Raw genomic sequence first — 17797 nt, 5'->3', positions numbered from 1 at the left:
CTACTCCGATTCATTTTGTCTTGAAGCTGCAATATCTTTAGCCACACGCTTGGCATCGTCATAATTGAAGCCAGCATCTTTTTCTAACATGTATTGCATCGTCTCTTCACTGAGATTGGATTCTTTCAAAGAGTTAATGACTTGAATCTTCAGCAGTGAAGTATTCATCTGCGTCTGCTTATTCGTATTTTCTTCAGTCACGGCAGCAGATTGGCTGCTGGAGAATTCAACCTGCCATGGGAAATCCAGCTGATCAAACTGCTCATTGTATGCATAGCCCCAATCGAGATGCATAATGTCATTCACGAATTGTGTTGCCGACTGCCGAATCCACATAGAGCGCCGCATCACCTGGCTGGAATATGTCAGCGTGGCGGCGCCGTCGCCCAGCCCACCGGCCAGCATGTCTGCCCAACCGACCATCGATGGATCAAGTCCAAAGCCGCCCATCAGCAGGCGTACATTGATCATGAATGTTTCAATATTAATCGGTGAATTGCGCTGGCCTTTAATGTCACCGACTGGGTTTAAGATTTGTTTTTCGTCATATGTCGGCAATACATGATATTTGGTATTCCAAATACCTTCTCCGCCTTGCATCGCATTTTTAACAAACTTTTCATGATCTTGCAGCATCCCCTCTAAACCGCGCTTGTATGCTTCGCGCTGCGCTTCTGGCATGCCCGCCATATTTATGGATAAAAACATCTGATTGACCGCATCTGCAACTTGCTGGCTATTCATAGTAGTTAAAGACAGCATGACGTCATCATATGCTTTCTCAATTGCAAACAAGAATGAACCGCCAACCATAGCAGGCAGGATCGGCAATTGATCTGGCTCGTCGCCCTCCAGCATTTGCACAATCAGTCCAGTTTCAACTAAATCAAATTGAGGCACATTCACAATACGGGGCATCTTTAGCCTGACCATTTGTGTAGAGCTCATTTTGCTAATGGTTTTCACCCAGTTCTTAGGATTCAAGGCAAAGAATGCGACGGTTTTACTGCCCTGCTCAAAGGACTGAATTAACGGAGGATGCGTAAATTCATTACAGAGCATGTCTGTAACGCCTTTACTTTTCTTACCATAGATCCGTGCATAAGCATCACCAAATGAAATGCCGTCAGAGCAAATCTTAGTAATGTATTTATTAATCAAGGTTTCCATGGGTTTGATGCGCTTTTGCAGCCGTTCCAGCTGCTCTTTAGCTGCTGCACCGTTTTCTCCCCGCAAGCGCTCAGCAGGCGTAATAAAAATTTGCTGGCCATTATGGGTATCACCGCCCAAAGCCGCAGTGACATGAATGCCGATTCCTTCTGCAACTGGCGCGAAACGGAGCATCTGCTCCCATTTTGTATATATTTCTTTGCGGGTTCGCTTACGGTTTTCTACAGTTGAATTTGTACCAAGCGAAAATGGTGCAAATGAGTCAAACATTTGCACCATAGTTTCCTGATTGTCATTCGCAAGCTGCAGAGGAACACTATTGGCGCTAGGACCAAGCAATAACGAAAGGATGTCTGAAGCAGCCATACCGAAGCCATGATTCTAAAATTAAAATCATTATGAAATACGTTAAATTCGATGCACTTACTCAGTTCCAGCTGGTTTAGGAGGACCGCTATCGTCTGTACCTGAACGGACTTTGCTATGAGGATGAGATTTAACAGATACATTTGCAGCAACAACATCGACTGTGGCCGTTATCTTGCCAGTCGTTTCCTGGTTCCCTTGATGCTCAAAGTCCCCCTCCAGGATCAGTTTTGCTTTAAGACGGACTTCTGGAGCTTCTATATACACTTGGCTCTTAGCAAGCAATTCAATGTTCTCTTGCCGGATACGGCGAATATCAACAACTGGCTCTTCACCATGGCTGCTGAAAAACGCAATAACAGGCCTAGAATCCTCACCATTTTCAAAAAATACATAAACGTCTTCTCCCGTTAGAATTTCCCGTTCAGTATCCTTATCACTGTCCCCGACCGGATAAGCAAACGTGGCCGTTAAACCTTCGCTGGCTCCATCAGTCATGCCGTGGATATGCACTTTTGCCGTCCGGCTCTTGGCGCTGTAGCTTAGGATCTTGGCGCGCTTAAACCCAATCAGCATCAGGTTTCCCGTTTTTCAAAAATGAAAGGGATGGCAACACAAAACTCAACATCCGTAAACGGCCCAATACTTTCAGATCGTGATATTCCTAAATCAATATAATTATCAGTACGCCCAAAATTTGTATTTTTTAATTGATATGACTTTCCATTGATTGTGTATATACCGGACTCTATTAATTCATCCAGTGCTTTATCTATCTCTTTTTGACTTGAACCTTCAACAAGATCAGGAATTACAATAAATTGCTGGCTGTAATTAACCCCTGTCAGCTTCTGGCAAATCAATGTGCCACCCGCTATACGCAAAACTTGCACGCTCGGCACACCTGCATCTAGACAATCTTGCACGGCGATGTAGTCCGGGTTCTTTGGATCATAACCCAGCTGCCCGCGGATATTGCCTTGATGAATAGTCATAGTTTTGTCTAAACGGCCTCGTTTGAAACGGCCTAAAATTGCAGCGCTGCTAAGGCTGTCCGCAAGTTGCTCTTCAGTCTGGTCAATAATATCCTGACGCTGAATGCCGACGGCTTCACCCAATATTTTGGTTGTGTTCATTACTTTGCCTACATTAAATAATGAATAGTTTGAATTAGTGTCAAAATTGAAATAATACGAATTCCAATTAAAAAACCCGCACTAGGCGGGTTCTCATTTTAAAAATTGAATCCTGTTTTAAAGCTTAATCAAGATTGTGCATTCGTGCTTAAATGCAGGAATGCACTTTTCCTTGCTAGATTCCAAATCGTATTTTCATACTCATCAAATAGATCGACAGGGACGTAAACAAGTGTAGACTCAGGCTATATAACTTCGTTATTTGCCTCTAACCAGACGCTAATCACACCATTACTGTCAATTTTTGCAGTTGGATTACCAATAAATGTCATGCTATTTGTATAAGGCTTATCTGGAAGCAACCGAACAAATTTGCGCGTATTTGTGATGTTGCTGATATAGACTGCTGAATTGCCTATACTCTCGTCATCCTCATATTTGCCAGTTAATCCTAATATTCCTTCATTTGCCCTTAGGTAGTTATGTAAATATGAATAATCATCGGTGTTACCAATTTTAGTTGGGTACAGCGTGCCATTCACCTCAATAGCCCAGTGAATCCGATCTTCAGTCCAATCATCCCGATAAGGTAAATCAGGGGAAATTCCGACTGATATCGCTCCCTCTCCACCGCGGCTTAATCGTAAAACTTGAACACTTGGCACACCTGCATCCAGACAATCCTGCACGGCGATGTAGTCCGGGTTCTTTGGATCATAACCCAGCTGCCCGCGGATATTGCCTTGATGAATAGTCATAGTTTTGTCTAAACGGCCTCGTTTGAAACGGCCTAAAATTGCAGCGCTGCTAAGGCTGTCCGCAAGTTGCTCTTCAGTCTGGTCAATAATATCCTGACGCTGAATGCCAACGGCTTCACCTAAATTTTTTATCGTATTCATAAACTTGCCAACCATAATTTGGTTATTGATCCGACATTGCCCCCGACTGCCCCGGTTTCAACCTGATGGGCAGCAGTCAATATCACGTATTTTGTTTGGCTGATTTCTACAATTAAACCCGCCATAAGACCCATATTCAGCGGCCGTTCAATCGTCCCGCGTGGAATGAGCACCTTTTCTAAATTCTTTAGCTGACGCGCATCCAGTCCAGCTCTCTGAATAACGGCTTGCCCCGATGTTGTTGTGTCATCACCAATAACCGTTGAACCATCCTGGTCCACTGACACATAGGATGATTTTTGAAGCTTTTCTTTCTGATTGCTATTCAGCCAACTTACTTCACTAAAATCCAATTTCAGTACTGGATCTTGTTTAAATAGTGAATCCAGTTTCAAAACATTCAGCTTATTGTCGCGAAAACAAATTACAGCCGCTTCCTGCTGCAGATACAGGGCCAGCCTTACAGTAGGCAATCGGCCTTTGAGACAAATGAATTCAGGAAGTGGCAGATCATCCCCAAAGCGGATATTTTTTACACCGCATGCTCTAATCGCAGCATTAAAAGATGTTTCCGTTTGAATGATGGCCCGATCAGTATTCACAATGAGCTTTTGACAGCCAGCCAAAACCGCAATACATGAAATGGCGCCAATCCTGCGGTCATCTTTCACTGTTTGCGACTTGACTGGCCGCACCAGCACAATTTCAAGCGGTTGACTGATATTGCCCACTAAAATTTCGGCGCCCACTCTCAGCTGTGCCTCAAGTTCTGGTGTTGCCTTAACAGAAAATTCAAAACTTAATGGCACTGGAACGAGATCAGTGCGAAGTGTGTCCAGCATTAACTCTGATGCTGAAATCAGCTTATTTGTGGCAGTAATGACAATTTGCATTTACTGCCCTCCCAAAGTTTTAAAACTGAACGGCGGATGGACAAATGCGTTCTTAGGCATTTTTTCCTTTTCAGCTTCATAGGCCTGTTCAGCCTCGCTGACTGTCATGCCGAACCCTTCAGTACCCATGCTGCGTGAAGCTTCCACCAGTGAGGCTTGGATAAGGTCACAGTTCGCCTTCACACACGGTTCAATGATGACCCATTCAAATGCTTCAAGAATTAAATTTTCATCAACTTCGACCGGAGCTGTCGCACTTTTCTGGCAAGTAAGGCTTTGCCAGCCGGCATAGCGTTTCACTTCCTCAATAAAAGCAGTTTGGACTTCATCCTGCAGCAATGAATAGCCTTTCAAAGTGAGCTTCTGATGATAAAGTTCAGCAAGCTTTGAGATCGGCCCAGCCACTGCGCGGTAAGTATTTGTTCCGTCATTCGGCATTAACTGCATGGCTTTATCCGAAAAGTGAACCTAGTTGACGAGTGACACTGCTTCGCAGGTTAGTCGTTGCTGAAAGCGCGGTATCAATAACTGTTTGAACACGACTGATCAGCTCTTGCGTGCCTTCAATTTGACGCAAGCCCGGCAAGACCGTGCCATTGCTGCCAATATTTGCAAAATTGCCAAAAAAGTTAAAATCAATCGGGCATGAAACAGTCATATTTTGGGAACGGCTATCTGAATCAAATTCAGCCATTTCAAAGCGGATTGCACAGTTTTCTAAAAAATATGCGCGTGTAAAGCTGTCTACACGGCCATCATAGTAATCACAGTCAATCATTCCGCTATTGGCAACAATATAATCTGCAAAAATCTGATCATGGCCGGCTTCAGTCACCAGCATCTGCAAGTTGCCAGTGTAGCGTGTCTTAGGTACACCAGGAACAATTCCGGTAAAGCCGCCAGGAAATTGCACTTCTGCTGGATCTTCATTGCTGACAATCGGACGCGGGCAGCTCTTGATCAGCAAGCGGTAGTCTTCCATGCCGCGCGGCACCAACATGCCTTGGCATGCTAATAAAGGCGAACCAAGCTGCTTAATAGCTAAATAGTCAGCTCTTAACTGATTGAGTAAAATAGGATTGACTTGACGCATCGCTTTTCTCAAATGTCTTTTGATAATTTATTTTGACAAATGATTGGTCTATTTTTTTAGCATGTTCCAATACATGGCTTAGTTTATTGATAATTAAAGTTTATAGCCTGTTAGCTGGAAGTAAAAAAATTGGGCTCTACGGAATATCTATGAATTATTAAATTCCACTAGATATACCGTAGAGACAATTTAATTTATTGAATATTATAACATTGTTTAAGCTTCAAATAGTCATAATAGTAACTATTGGTTTTATAGCGAGCATAGTCACACTCTTGTTTAAACGTAGTTTCCTTTTCGTTATACAACATTTTTACTAGGGTCTGCCCTTGTACATTCTGATAAATATCCCATTGTAAATTGGCTGCCATTGGTGAAATATCCTCACCACGCCACGTACTGTTCGAATAATTATAGGTTTGCGTCAATGGTACAGATTTCATCATTCCTTTTAGTTCTAAACTGGTTGCCAAAGGAATGATAATTTCAGCATGTGCAAAGCGTAACACGGCTACATTTTTCTGTGTTTTAGCAATCACATCATCAACTTGCTTAAACAAATCTTGCTTTAAAGATTTGGCAATATCCGTTGTAATGGCTTTACCTGCATCAAAACTTGGACCTTTGCTATAAAAATCATTGGCATCGTTATATTGAGCATAAAATTTAGCAGCGTCTAAAGGCATATACTTTTTGAAGTCAATCTTACCGAGCTCATCCTGCATACCACCCGTAATTGAATATAATTCATAAAGATACGCTGCAGTATCTACAGCACTGGCAATGGTATTTTTCCCCTTACCTTTTTCAGTGATTTGTTCACCTTTAGGGCTAGTCACCGTATAAGAACCTGTATTGCTAAAGGTATAACCTGTTTGTCCAAGCTTTTGAATAAATTCAGCTTTAAAAATTGGTGCTAAGACTTGGTTCGCAATTTTCTGGGCATTACTATCTGCACTCAATTCTTTTATTTTTTGCTGTAAATTGGCATCGTTTTCTTCAAAATCTTGATATTTCAAACTTGCATCATAAACTTTTTTCTCTAATTCCGTTTTGATATTCGCTTGGTCATCAGCAACTGTTAAGCTGTGAAAATATAGGTTAAAACGATTCACACCACCATCTGCAATTGTTGGCACAGATGTACTGCTTAGGCTTTGATAACTGCTTGGTGAAATAATACTTGCCAAACTTGGTTGTTGCTTGAGTAATTCATTGGTAAAGAATTTAGCACTATCCACTGCACGATCAACACCAGAACTCACAACTTGCACAGATTTACCCTGTTGATAGGCTTGGCTAAATAGCTGTGGTAAACGTTGCAACAAACGATCTGCAATTCCTTGATGCTCTTTGATCCCCACGGAGGTTTCATTACCATAACCATATTGACGAATGCCTTCTACGCCATAGCCGAGCAAAATATTGGCTTTCATCATGGACTCCAAATCTGCACCCAATTGCTCACCTAATGGAGTTAAAGCATTCTCCTGCTTTGCTTTCAGCCATAAATTATAAAGTGCGAGATCATACTTAATGCTCGATAAACCACGTGAACCATGTCGCGCCACGAGCTCAGTAAATACAGGACTATAACCACTTGGAATCGTTTCATAAGTGCTTAGATTTTGTTGAGCTTGATATGGCTGTTTGGTTTGATAATACATTGAAGTATCAACTTGTTGTGGCTGCTCTACAACGGTTGTGGTCTTGTCGTCATCATTACACGCTGTTAGAAATAGGCCAGATGTCAAACAGATTAAAAGAGAAGTTTTAATTTTAAACGTTGTCATAGTAAAAAAGTCATATACATTTTGATGATGGCATCCTAGTCAAAAAGCATGACATTTATATGAATACAAATGGACTTATAGAGTTATTTCCTATTTAAAAACAATAAAATAAATTGAAAACAAAAAGGGCTTAGTCCAAACAAGGCCGCAATTGCGGCCTTTTAATCATAGAGAATGAATTATTTATACAATCCAAGCTTCTTGCCTTTCAGCAGAGACTTCATGCGCTTGCGGATGGAGTTTGCTGAAGCTGCTTTCAAACGCGCTTTTTTCAAACCTGCCTTCTGATCACTCGATAAAAGCACCTTTTGTCCTGGTAAGCGTTTATTAACCACGGTCTTAATCCCTTTGCGAATTGCAGCAATCGCTTTATAGCGGATTTTCTTGCCATTGAACGATTTCGTGCTCATCTTCCCGCGAGACAGCTTTTTCCCAGTTGCAGCATCAAAGCCGCTTTCCATCTCATCAGGTTCGCCATAGATGAATTCACGCACCAAATCATCCAGCGGATCGCCATCGTCTGGCATATTGGCAATCACAGTGTTTGCTGCAGCTTCAATCGCGGCATCGGCTGCTTCGATATTTTCCCCCATCATTTCTTCAATGATAGAATCATCAACACCAAAAGTAGCCAATGCATCAGCAATAGATTCCAATACCGCATTTTCTAAGGTATTTTCATCATCATCCGCACCGTCGATAGCTTCCAAAATTAGAAAGTCCAAACGGTCCGATGGCAGCTCACCTTCTTCAAGCGTTCCATCAGTTACAGCATCGACAAGATCCGCAACAATATTCAAAGCTTGTTCTCGGACATGCTCAATAAATGAGAGCTCTTCACGAATTGAGCTGGTTAATGCTGAAACAGAAGTTTTAATTTCCTCAGCAGCTGAATCAAAATCGCGAAGAACTAAAGTCTGACCTCTTGCATTTAAAGGGTTTTTTGAACCAAACATATTTTCACCTGCCTAAAATTATTTAACTAAAACGTCTTCATCAAAAATTGCTGCCCGTGTTGCGCCTTCCGGCCGCCGAGCTAAGTAAAGGCGCACACGTTCAAATGGGTAATTCTTATCTGGTGTCAAACGAAATGCATACGGCTTGCCGCCTAAATCATCAGCCGGCTTCAGCCATCCTGCAGTTACGGCGCCAGATAGATAATCGTCAATGTCATCACTGGCATCTTTTAAATAATTATCTGTCGGCTTCAGCATGTGTTCTTTTAAGATTGAAACCACTTCATTGGATGTACGCATGGCAATTTCAGCAGCCGGCACCAAGCGAAGCGCACTGTTTTTGCTTAGGCGCTGGGTCAGCAAATCGCTGAGCACATATCGCATTCCCTGTTTGAACTTGATTGGACGCATGACATTCACTTTGGCTTTAGCGAGCATCTCTATAGTCGGCTCATCCAATACAATGTCTGGACGAAGCTCTAATGCTTTTTTGCGGAATGGAAAATCCTTCCATGCTACAGCGACATGCAGCGGCGCATAGCCTTCAGCATCAGTACGTGCGTTGCGCAATAGCTTGTCACCGATATATTGCCCGATGTACGGCGCTGGAATTTTGCGGCCGCTTAATGAACCTGAATCACGCGCGCGGCAAAGATTTGGTGACCAGATGAATTGAACACGGTGCGACTGCGCATCCATGGATAATGCAAATTCCGCTGCTTGCTCTGCGGTAATGGTCGGATCAATTTCAGCGTCCAGCGGAATATTCAGTTTTTCAGCTGCGCGCAGTGCTGCCACATAAGTCGGCAGATCATCTGTTTGCGGCAGGACAATATAGGCCGGCGGCTCTACCTGATTGGTCAGAATCGTATAGATTTCATCGGCATCAAATGCCGGAAGCGTATCATCTGGCAATTCAATGACTGTTTTGCTGCGGCCTAAACTGTTGGATGAGTTAAAGGCCTCTGAACGCTTGATCGCCTCCAAAATAACACTTGGTTCCTGCAGCAAGTTTAGTTCGAAAACCTCAAACTCCTTTGTTGCGTCAGCTACTGCGACAATAGATGCCAAATTGTCAGGATCGTCATCCAGTGATCCCTGAATTTTCAGGACTTCATCGCCATTTACTGAATCTACAATACGAAGGCGTAAGGCAATATCAGAGAGTTTTGGATTTGAAACCTTACTGATAAATGCAGCTTCAAGCTGTGTATCCGCCAAGTAACTATGAGTCACTAATTCAAGGCTGAAAACCGCATCTCCACCTGATGATGAAGACAGGTTCAAGCTGCCCTGCTGGTCTAAATTTAAAATCATTATGACTGCCTGCGGCAAAATTCTTAGCTTTATTCTTGCAGTACGCGCTGGGCAAACTTCTTATTAGTTCCAATAAAAAACCCTGCCGAAGCAGGGTTATGGTTTTGCAATAAACAAATTACAGCTTATTTAACAGGGCACGTGCCCCAAACCGGGAAATGATCAGGCTGCAATTGCGAACCAGCTGCAAATCCTTCCGGCTCAGACAGAATGTTTGATACACACCAGCTTGATAAATCTTGATCAAATGATGCTGCCCCTTGGAACATTCCGTTCATGTTGCCAGCATTCGATACATCCCAGTTTAGTGGTTGATTGAATAAGTTTGCAAGCTGGAACATGCCGCTCAAATTCGGCCATAAAGACACATCCCAAGAGCTAATATTTGGATCATTGATTTGAGTGCATGCAGCGAAAATTGGTGCGAATTCGCCGCGCTCAAGCGGGAATACTTTTGGCGCAATGCTTGGAACTTTAATCAGCTTATCCCGAAGGATGTCTTCTTCAGAATCAATAAACCGCAAGGCTTCGTATCCTTCGCCCCACCACGCAATGACTTCTTTGATACCAACTGCGGTGCCCAGCTCCATTGGGGATGGGTTTGCACTTCCCTGTTCCTTATCAAGGACAATACGCCATTCTGCGCGGGAAGCATATTCATGGGTTACATAACCCTCGGTGACGGCTTCAACCGTGCCATCCCCCCAATTAATCTGAAATGGCCCTCCACCGATGGCCAAAGTCACAGAGTCCGCTTCTTCCGAAACGCGCATTACCATGGCATTCGCAGAATTCTCAGGCTCATGTAATTCATGCTGAATAATATTTGCTTTTAAGGCATTAATTTGCCCTAAATTCGAAATTATATGCTCTAAAGCCGCCGCACCCGTAACTTGAATAACAGTCACTTCATTTGGTTTCAAAAGCACTTGCGTTAATGGCTCTGTCACCGCATAAGCAGAGGAATTCGTCATGCTGATGACTTTAACACTAGGCTCGTCACCCAGTGCATCAAGCAGCGGATTTGAGCCATTATATTCATGCATTTTTGATCTCCAATCGTTTGCCTAGGCCAATAAACTGCTGCAAGTTATTTACAACTTCCGATTTAAATTGATTTGATTTACAGCCGATTTCAACTGATTCACCAGGCTTAATTGATGTCTTGGATAACGGCTCGAATACTGCCTGCATACCCATATTTTTAACAGTCACATATATGCGGTGCTGTGATGAGGCTTGTATTTGTTTAGAAGTTGCATACGCTTTGCCTTCTGCTTCATCACTTGGCACTTGCAAAGCTGCTGAAGGCTCTAAAGCGACCGATTCCGGAGTCGGTACAACCTCATCTTTTTCAGGCAAATCTGCTGAGGGTTCTAAAATAACCGATGCAGGAACAGCCTTATCATTTGCTTTTTCGGATAAATCCGACGATTCAGATTTGTCGGCTTCAGCAAGCAATTCAGTTTCTGCTGATGACAATGAAGGTCCTGAATCAGTGCTGTCCTTTTCTAAAGCTTCATCAGCTTTTTCAAGCTGTTCTGCTGTGGCAGGCGCAGGATCTGCAGCTTGCTGTACTTCCGCTTCCGCTGGCACAAGTACTTCACTCACCGCAGCAGCTTTCGGTTTAGTCATGCGTTTTTTGGCTGCAGCGGCTTTTTCTGCTGGAACATTTGGGTCGGCTTGAGTCATCTTAATCACCCTTTATCAAATTAGAAAATGAAATAAGGCGCATATTCAATGCGCCTTAATTTGCTGAATTTTAGTTTTTGAGTTTTGGCATGTTGATCGCGTTGATCAATGCAAACTGATCCGCATAGCGGTCCAGAGGGTTAAGCTCTGCAGCCTGTGATCCAATCAAGGCAATCAGCTGTTCACGCGGATCTGGGGTGGCTTCACTCACAGTCAGCGGCATTTCAGTGAAGCCGATAAATGGATTGCGTACAGGCTCATTACCTCGGCCAATCAGCAGCATTTCAAAAGCTTGGCCTGCTTCAGTCAATACTTCTGCCGAACTTGGCACGTGATACACATTAGTGCCGTCTGCCAGTGTGCCGATACGAACAATTTGACCGTGGCCAGCAGTTGCACCTGTTTTCACTGGCATTTTGTCAGAAGACAGCTGAGCAAAGAAAATTTTAGCCGAATCGCCGACATATAAATCAAATCCGACTGTCGCGCCGCCAGAATCCTGAACAATCCCTAATTTCGCAGTTTCAAGATACTTTGTGAATTCGCCGAACAAATCGCCTGAAGTGTTATATGCCGCCGCCAAATTGCCAGTCACACCACGGGAAGCATCAAAGGTAAACTCGCGGCCATTGTATAAAGCACGGTCTTTGCCTTCACCCAGCAGACGGATGGTCTGTTCAAGATAAATTTTACCTTGCATCAAGCCTAAAGCGGTTCCGACAAAGCCAACATTCAACTCGCTTGAAATCTGATTGACCAGCAGTTTGGATGCGCGGATTTGCGTCATGATCGGCGCGCTGACCAGTGTTTCGTATTCAGGTTCCATGCTGACGCCAACCGGTTCCATCTTGAATTTATTGGATGTATCACGCGCATCAAAATCGGCAATTAAACACACTTCAAGCTTAATGCCGTCTGGCAGCGCTTTATTCAAAGTGACCGAAATCGCACTGGTATCCAAATTAATACTGCTTGAAGTCACTGAGTATTCTTCGCCGCCAATATTTGCAGTTTTTTCAGCAATCGCAGAAATAGAGCCGGCCATTTTAGATTTGCTGCGGTTGCGGGTGTGCGCTACTTCCTTCCCGCCAATACGGATTGAAATATTACCGCTGATGAATGGCAGCAGCGGCGCATTGGTATCCGGTGTTTTAGCCGCATAGTCCGCGTAATGGGAATGAGCAACTACTGTATATACAGCGCCAGCACCGCCATTGCTGAGTGCAAAACGGAAACGTCCTTCAGCATATGGCTTCGCGGCTTGAACACCGTCCAGATAATCATTTTTTTTCATTGCGCCAAATGCACGGTCAGTGACAAAACGCGCCGCAACGATCGGTACTTCATTTGAACCATTACTATTCGGGATATAAGCCACGATTGGCGATGCATACGCAATCGTAGTTGCAATCGTAGTCACTGATAGCGCAGGCACAATACTGACTGATTCCTGATGCGTATTGCTGATGTCATCAAAGCCTTTTTCTAAATTTGCATAGCCTTGAGTCGTTTGGTCACTGAAGCCGCGGACTTTTTTAGCAATTGCAACACCATTGCTTAATGCTGCGGCAATGATAGATGGATGCGGTAATTCACCGCCATGACAGTATTGATATTGACTGATACCCAGTTTAATCGCGCCATCTACATCGGCCGCACTGTCAAAGCCCATAATATCAAGTAATTCGTTCAGCGCCTGTGGGCGAATGTCCGGCATCCCCATAGCGCTGTCAAAGCCAGTTTCTTCACCGTCTTTATAGAAATAGTTCTGGCATTGCTGTGTTGCTAGCATTTGCGCTTGGAATTGCTGCTGCATTAAATCAGATAGAGACATATTTTTTTACCTGTCATGGGTCTAAAATCTTTGATGAAAATAGGTTCTCATGACTTGGAAAAGGCTGTTCTATACAGTTCCAATGAAATTACCTAAATAAAAAAACCTGCTTAATTGCAGGTTTTTTTTTAAAGCCGTCAAACAGCCTTATCCGCTAACACCGCTGGAGACATAAATTTCAACACTGTCGCCTGCAGTCACTTTATAGCGGATCTTATCCCACACATGCTGCCGAAACGGTTCTGAATCTGGTATGCCTGCTTGCAAGGCCACAATGGGTTCCCAATGTTCATCTGCAAGCGGGTCAGCATCTGTTTTATTGCTGCCAGAGAATTCAACTGCTGCACCGGCACCAATAACCTGGTAATTGAAAATTGCTGATGTGCATTGAATTGCCATCCCCCGATCACCCGCTTTCTTTCCACGCTCTTGAAAAATTAAATAAGACATCGCTTCAACCCTGTTTAAAAAATTAGTTTGTTCGAGATTCAACTTCGCTTTTCACTGGATCAAGTCCAATTTCATCACGGCGGTTCAACACATACTTTTTGCCGAAATCAGACATCCAGGTTTGCCCGCTGATTCCAACAATTTCAAACCACAGAATAAAACCCTCGTAGACCATCAGCCCCAGCAAGTCACCTTCATTCAGAACTGTATCCGGCACTTGCAGCAGCTGTTCCGCCAAAGTGGGCAAATTGGCGTCATAGACTTCAATCTGTGCCAAAATTGCCAGATCAGAAGGGTTATTCATGGAATTGTTCTTATGGATATATCCGCCGTTAAATTTGTCCGCCAGCACGAAAGCGTGCCCGACCGGATCATATTCATAGTTCGGCTCGTCCCGAATAGACAGCGCATTGGCTTCAAATGAAAGCGGATCTGCTGACTTGCCCGCATCAGCTGGATTGCTGTACACAATGCGCTTGCGCCAAACCTGAGCTGGAATGCTTGTCAGGGTATTCATCACAATACGGCGCGCGGCCATATGGCGGCCATTGGCTATACGGTTGACTGCTCTATTCAGCATTATTTAAATCTCCGCATCAATTCCTGATAAACCTCATCTGTCACAATTCCGCTATTGCGCCATTCTGTGTATTTTGTCCGGTCCTGCGCATCCTGAATGTGTTTGGCCTGTTTTCCCTGCTCAGCAAAATACTCCTTCGCCACCTTTGCAGCGCGGCGGATCATTTCCTTTTCGGCCTTCTGCATATTTGGCTGAATCTTGCCCTTCGTCTCTTTATTCAGACTGCTTATTTGCTGGTCCAGCTCTGCCAGAATTTGCTTATCCGTCTGTTTTTTTCGCACACTGAGCTGCTTGGTTCGGTCCTTTTTGATTTCTTTTTTAAGGTACTCAACACCTGAAGGAGATTGAATCCAATGCACAGCTTTAAGAACATGCTTGCACGCAACACCGGACAGTAACGGGTTTCTAAGCTTCGGGTAGCCATTTTCCTTGCGTCCTAAGGCGTAGCCGCCAATCGTGGCCATATAGCGGTACCAAAATGTATGCCGCTCACAGTCACACTCGAATTTTATTTTGCCGCCCGCTAACCAGCGTTTAACCAAATTAACGGCATTTTGACTGGTGCTTGAAACCAATGAACTGAAGCTACTGAACTCAATTTCAACGTGATGATTCGTCACCTTGCTTTTCGGTCCTGCATTGGTCATGAGATGCACAAGACTGTCTTTTCGGCTTAGCGGTACCACAAGATGTATTTGCTCATTTGCGCGGTCGATATCATCGGCATGGCTTAAGTTGATAATATTTTGAATACTGATGCCTGTAGAATAATGCTCCCGCAAAAGGTCAATATTGTCCTTGAAGGCCATAATATCTTCGCGGGTGATCTTTCTTGGGACTTCCCCTTTTTGCTGCCCAAGCGTTGTATACAGCACGCGTTCAATATCGTACTTCTCACCTTTTTCAATATCTGCAGGTCTTAAAAAAGTAGGCTTGGGAATTTTCCTGCCGAATTCATCATAGTTGAATTCTTTATCAGCTTCGCCGCGCTGCTTGCTGTCAGCGCTTCTGCGGCCTTGAAGATCACGGCGCAACCCACCTTTTCGCAGCGCTTCCTGCATTTGCTTATGGGCCTGCTGCAATTGATCAGGAGTTGGGTTAGCCATGAGTCATATTCCTTAGAGATATTCACGGCGAAATTTAAGAACATCCGAGATCAGGGGGACCGCTATTCTTTTTACCGGCAATTTTTCCCAGATGCCGCTGGTACCGCATGCAACTTGAATAACATCTGTATATGCCCTTGAGCCGTACATTCTTAAACTCAATAATGTTGGATCTTGAGCTTCGTCCTGCTGAATATCCCAGACAATCAGCTGATTCAACTTGCCCTGCTTAATTAAGCGGTTGATATGGTCGCGGATGGCATTGCGGTATTCATTAATCATTGCTGCTGCTTCAAGCCGTTTTAAATATGGTAGTAGCCAGTTGATTATTACAAACCTGCCAATTCCAAACTAAAAAGCCCCACATGACCGCGGGGCTTAAATTGAAACTACTCAGTTCCAGGTTCCGGTTCAGGCTCCGGCTCCGGCTCCGGCTCCGGCGTAATCGTAACTGCTAGAGTTTTCTGAACAGCATTGCTGAATTCACTGATTAAGTCGGGATAAATTAAGTGCTTTGCATTGCCTTGCGCTTTGACCAGCGTATTTTGCGTTAAGCCTCCAACGCTAATAACTGCGGACCAATCATAGCTATTATCGGAATTTTGCTCTGTACTGATCACCGCACTGACTTCGGCTGCACCAATTTTCACTTTGACTTCATAAGGCATCGCAATACCATTGGTTAAGATTGTACCGCTCACTGTAACTACATCTTCTGGCGCTGGATCAGTGATTGGAGCAATGTTCTTCATCGTTAAAACGGGTACTGGCGGAGCAACCTCTTCAATGTTGTCATTGTAGGTTTCTACGATCGCAAATCCGATCCCGCCGTCTGTACCTGCATTGCCCCAGCTTTTCCAGCCTTCACCGAATTTGCCGACTGCAATTTTAGCAGTTACACGCTGACTGCTAATATTGGTATAAATAGCCCGTATCCGCGCGCCTGAACCTGCAGCACCGCCATATGACCATGCATCATCCCCGATTCCCCAAGCCCCATTGCCGCCTCCAGGCATTTGACCTAAAATTGACGGCAGCGCATCAGCACCTTTCTGAGTGCTCCATCGGTCATAAGTAATCGCATTAATACCGGCAGTTTCTTCAATATTCTCAAAAAGATTGGCTGCATCAATGACTGCAGGTAAACCGCCTTTACCCGGCTGGCCATTATGAAAAGATGATCCATTGCCCCATTCTCCACCAGTACCCGCTTTACCTCCGCTGGCAGTTAAAATTGCAGTGTCAATCGTGCAGGAAACTTCACCGCCATCCGTTGCATTGGCTGAGGCGCCTGAACCCGACCAGATCGACCCGCCGCCGCCGCCCATAGCGCCATGCAGATGAAATTGCACAGTTTGATTCGGCAGGATCTCTATTTCATGAATCCCTTCATAATACGTAATCACGCCTTCTGGGTATTTGCTTGTATCAACAATCAGTACACTGACTTGTTTGTTCGGAATGTACGTTAAAGCAAACTTCAGGAATTCGGTGCCTTCTGTTTTATTATCTTCCACAACGTCTAGGGTATAGGACGCTTTACCTGTGGCATCAACGATAAATTGACCGCTTAAAGCACTTGGTGAAATATCATCTTCCTGAATGCCGGTAATCAGCCAATCCACGGGCGTTCCTTCATCCAGCCCAGAGGTAACCAGTTTGAAAGTAACTTTACTGCCTTCATCGACCACGGCTTTATCAGCAGTTAAGCTGTAAGCCGGCGCTGAAGTTCCGTCACGCAGACGTTTCCAAATGCGTGTTGTGAATGCTTTTATTGCTGATCCTGAAGAAATGCCGGTGATTGCCCCAACCGGCTGATTAATATCTTCGACCCCATATGGTATATGCGGCAGCAGCATCCAGCTGGTATCGTGTCCGAACAGCGGCCTTAATGCTACAGATGGATCATATTGCGTGCTATCTGTTCCATGCCAAGAGCCGACATGCCAGATGATGTTGGCCAGTTCTTTTGACAAAGGGTATTGCGGATGCGGGTTCGAGTGCGCCAAATGCTGGTTCATCAAAGCCACTGAAATAGGCGCGTGCGGATCTAGCTGGATCACTAGATTTTCTACATTGATGTCCTCAACTTTCATACCGAATGTGGCAATACAAACGATATCAGCAACCAAGCGGATTAATGGAGAATTACCCGTTGTCGAAGCGATGGCAAATAAAATGCCAGAGGAAGTAAATAAGCCAATTTCAAAGCAGTCTACAGTCACTGTCGGTTCAATATTTGAAATAAACCGCAGTGTCCTTGATACCGGCTCAACGCTGCCGCCATTGAGCGGATACTGCTCCAATTCAGCAACCAGCGCTGTATTCGACGCTGCAGTCTGAGGGTTATATTTTGCTGTGCCCACACCGATATGTGACAGCGTAATGCTTAAGCCCATTTTTTCAGCATCGAGTACTGCAGCTCTTCCCGCATCCGTTAAATAAAACTGAATTGCCATAATCCACCCAATTAATCACTTTGGGTATTGTTAGGGGTACGTGGAAAGTCTGG

The 17797-nt window shown here is 44.3% G+C and carries 18 protein-coding genes; all 18 read right to left on the bottom strand.

The window, feature by feature from the left end; translation table 11 throughout:
• Window positions 1-1536 carry a hypothetical protein gene (locus JZ784_RS05200; RefSeq protein WP_346314062.1) on the bottom strand — a complete coding sequence of 512 codons (1536 nt, stop codon included), beginning with the start codon at window positions 1534-1536 and terminating at the stop codon, window positions 1-3.
• 57 nt (window positions 1537-1593) lie between these two features.
• A complete protein-coding gene (locus JZ784_RS05195; protein WP_346314061.1) occupies window positions 1594-2112 on the bottom strand; it encodes a hypothetical protein in 519 nt (172 codons plus the stop codon).
• On the bottom strand, window positions 2112-2672 hold the full coding sequence (locus JZ784_RS05190; RefSeq protein WP_346314060.1) for a hypothetical protein: 561 nt from the start codon (window positions 2670-2672) through the stop codon (window positions 2112-2114). Before JZ784_RS05190 ends, JZ784_RS05195 begins: the two co-directional genes overlap by 1 nt.
• Before the next feature lie 245 nt (window positions 2673-2917).
• A complete protein-coding gene (locus JZ784_RS05185) occupies window positions 2918-3571 on the bottom strand; it encodes a hypothetical protein (RefSeq protein ID WP_346314059.1) in 654 nt (217 codons plus the stop codon).
• A complete protein-coding gene (locus JZ784_RS05180; RefSeq protein ID WP_346314058.1) occupies window positions 3568-4464 on the bottom strand; it encodes a hypothetical protein in 897 nt (298 codons plus the stop codon). The genes JZ784_RS05185 and JZ784_RS05180 overlap by 4 nt, the downstream gene beginning before the upstream one ends.
• Window positions 4465-4911, bottom strand: coding sequence for a hypothetical protein (locus tag JZ784_RS05175; RefSeq protein WP_346314057.1), 447 nt, complete (start codon window positions 4909-4911; stop codon window positions 4465-4467). It abuts the gene before it with no gap.
• A gap of 4 nt (window positions 4912-4915) precedes the next feature.
• A complete protein-coding gene (locus tag JZ784_RS05170; protein WP_346314056.1) occupies window positions 4916-5557 on the bottom strand; it encodes a hypothetical protein in 642 nt (213 codons plus the stop codon).
• A 194-nt stretch (window positions 5558-5751) separates the two neighbouring features.
• On the bottom strand, window positions 5752-7350 hold the full coding sequence (locus JZ784_RS05165; protein ID WP_346314055.1) for a histidine-type phosphatase: 1599 nt from the start codon (window positions 7348-7350) through the stop codon (window positions 5752-5754).
• A 179-nt stretch (window positions 7351-7529) separates the two neighbouring features.
• Window positions 7530-8306, bottom strand: a complete 777-nt coding sequence (locus tag JZ784_RS05160; RefSeq protein WP_346314054.1) for a hypothetical protein — start codon at window positions 8304-8306, stop codon at window positions 7530-7532.
• Window positions 8307-8324: 18 nt separating this feature from the next.
• Window positions 8325-9623, bottom strand: coding sequence for a hypothetical protein (locus JZ784_RS05155; protein ID WP_346314053.1), 1299 nt, complete (start codon window positions 9621-9623; stop codon window positions 8325-8327).
• Window positions 9624-9748: 125 nt separating this feature from the next.
• Complete coding sequence (locus JZ784_RS05150) at window positions 9749-10669, bottom strand: BspA family leucine-rich repeat surface protein (protein WP_346314052.1); 921 nt, start codon at window positions 10667-10669, stop codon at window positions 9749-9751.
• The gene (locus JZ784_RS05145) at window positions 10662-11315 is read right to left on the bottom strand and encodes a hypothetical protein (RefSeq protein WP_346314051.1); all 654 of its coding nucleotides are present in this window, start codon (window positions 11313-11315) and stop codon (window positions 10662-10664) included. The genes JZ784_RS05150 and JZ784_RS05145 overlap by 8 nt, the downstream gene beginning before the upstream one ends.
• Window positions 11316-11385: 70 nt before the next feature.
• Window positions 11386-13149 carry a hypothetical protein gene (locus tag JZ784_RS05140; protein WP_346314050.1) on the bottom strand — a complete coding sequence of 588 codons (1764 nt, stop codon included), beginning with the start codon at window positions 13147-13149 and terminating at the stop codon, window positions 11386-11388.
• Between the two features lie 147 nt (window positions 13150-13296).
• The gene (locus tag JZ784_RS05135; RefSeq protein WP_346314049.1) at window positions 13297-13599 is read right to left on the bottom strand and encodes a hypothetical protein; all 303 of its coding nucleotides are present in this window, start codon (window positions 13597-13599) and stop codon (window positions 13297-13299) included.
• A 22-nt stretch (window positions 13600-13621) separates the two neighbouring features.
• Entirely contained in the window at window positions 13622-14179 is a 558-nt protein-coding gene (locus tag JZ784_RS05130; RefSeq protein ID WP_346314048.1) for a hypothetical protein, read from the bottom strand.
• Complete coding sequence (locus tag JZ784_RS05125; RefSeq protein WP_346314047.1) at window positions 14179-15285, bottom strand: hypothetical protein; 1107 nt, start codon at window positions 15283-15285, stop codon at window positions 14179-14181. The genes JZ784_RS05130 and JZ784_RS05125 overlap by 1 nt, the downstream gene beginning before the upstream one ends.
• A 12-nt stretch (window positions 15286-15297) precedes the next feature.
• Window positions 15298-15567: a hypothetical protein gene (locus JZ784_RS05120; RefSeq protein WP_346314046.1), complete on the bottom strand. Its 270-nt coding sequence runs from the start codon at window positions 15565-15567 to the stop codon at window positions 15298-15300.
• Window positions 15568-15674: 107 nt separating this feature from the next.
• Window positions 15675-17744, bottom strand: coding sequence for a phage tail protein (locus JZ784_RS05115; RefSeq protein WP_346314045.1), 2070 nt, complete (start codon window positions 17742-17744; stop codon window positions 15675-15677).
• Window positions 17745-17797: the final 53 nt, after the last annotated feature.

It is taken from the genome of Acinetobacter sp. CWB-B33, from assembly GCF_039655955.1.
In the GTDB taxonomy this organism is placed as follows: Bacteria; Pseudomonadota; Gammaproteobacteria; order Pseudomonadales; family Moraxellaceae; genus Acinetobacter; species Acinetobacter bouvetii.
This window is presented reverse-complemented; position numbering and strand designations above follow the sequence as displayed.

What these genes read in the sequence shown, in the direction of transcription:
- JZ784_RS05200 (WP_346314062.1), bottom strand. Translation starts at nt 1,536, where the DNA reads ATGGCTGCTTCAGACATCCTTTCGTTATTGCTTGGTCCTAGCGCCAAT.
- JZ784_RS05195 (WP_346314061.1), bottom strand. Translation starts at nt 2,112, where the DNA reads ATGCTGATTGGGTTTAAGCGCGCCAAGATCCTAAGCTACAGCGCCAAG.
- JZ784_RS05190 (WP_346314060.1), bottom strand. Translation starts at nt 2,672, where the DNA reads ATGAACACAACCAAAATATTGGGTGAAGCCGTCGGCATTCAGCGTCAG.
- JZ784_RS05185 (WP_346314059.1), bottom strand. Translation starts at nt 3,571, where the DNA reads ATGAATACGATAAAAAATTTAGGTGAAGCCGTTGGCATTCAGCGTCAG.
- JZ784_RS05180 (WP_346314058.1), bottom strand. Translation starts at nt 4,464, where the DNA reads ATGCAAATTGTCATTACTGCCACAAATAAGCTGATTTCAGCATCAGAG.
- JZ784_RS05175 (WP_346314057.1), bottom strand. Translation starts at nt 4,911, where the DNA reads ATGCAGTTAATGCCGAATGACGGAACAAATACTTACCGCGCAGTGGCT.
- JZ784_RS05170 (WP_346314056.1), bottom strand. Translation starts at nt 5,557, where the DNA reads ATGCGTCAAGTCAATCCTATTTTACTCAATCAGTTAAGAGCTGACTAT.
- JZ784_RS05165 (WP_346314055.1), bottom strand. Translation starts at nt 7,350, where the DNA reads ATGACAACGTTTAAAATTAAAACTTCTCTTTTAATCTGTTTGACATCT.
- JZ784_RS05160 (WP_346314054.1), bottom strand. Translation starts at nt 8,306, where the DNA reads ATGTTTGGTTCAAAAAACCCTTTAAATGCAAGAGGTCAGACTTTAGTT.
- JZ784_RS05155 (WP_346314053.1), bottom strand. Translation starts at nt 9,623, where the DNA reads ATGATTTTAAATTTAGACCAGCAGGGCAGCTTGAACCTGTCTTCATCA.
- JZ784_RS05150 (WP_346314052.1), bottom strand. Translation starts at nt 10,669, where the DNA reads ATGCATGAATATAATGGCTCAAATCCGCTGCTTGATGCACTGGGTGAC.
- JZ784_RS05145 (WP_346314051.1), bottom strand. Translation starts at nt 11,315, where the DNA reads ATGACTCAAGCCGACCCAAATGTTCCAGCAGAAAAAGCCGCTGCAGCC.
- JZ784_RS05140 (WP_346314050.1), bottom strand. Translation starts at nt 13,149, where the DNA reads ATGTCTCTATCTGATTTAATGCAGCAGCAATTCCAAGCGCAAATGCTA.
- JZ784_RS05135 (WP_346314049.1), bottom strand. Translation starts at nt 13,599, where the DNA reads ATGTCTTATTTAATTTTTCAAGAGCGTGGAAAGAAAGCGGGTGATCGG.
- JZ784_RS05130 (WP_346314048.1), bottom strand. Translation starts at nt 14,179, where the DNA reads ATGCTGAATAGAGCAGTCAACCGTATAGCCAATGGCCGCCATATGGCC.
- JZ784_RS05125 (WP_346314047.1), bottom strand. Translation starts at nt 15,285, where the DNA reads ATGGCTAACCCAACTCCTGATCAATTGCAGCAGGCCCATAAGCAAATG.
- JZ784_RS05120 (WP_346314046.1), bottom strand. Translation starts at nt 15,567, where the DNA reads ATGATTAATGAATACCGCAATGCCATCCGCGACCATATCAACCGCTTA.
- JZ784_RS05115 (WP_346314045.1), bottom strand. Translation starts at nt 17,744, where the DNA reads ATGGCAATTCAGTTTTATTTAACGGATGCGGGAAGAGCTGCAGTACTC.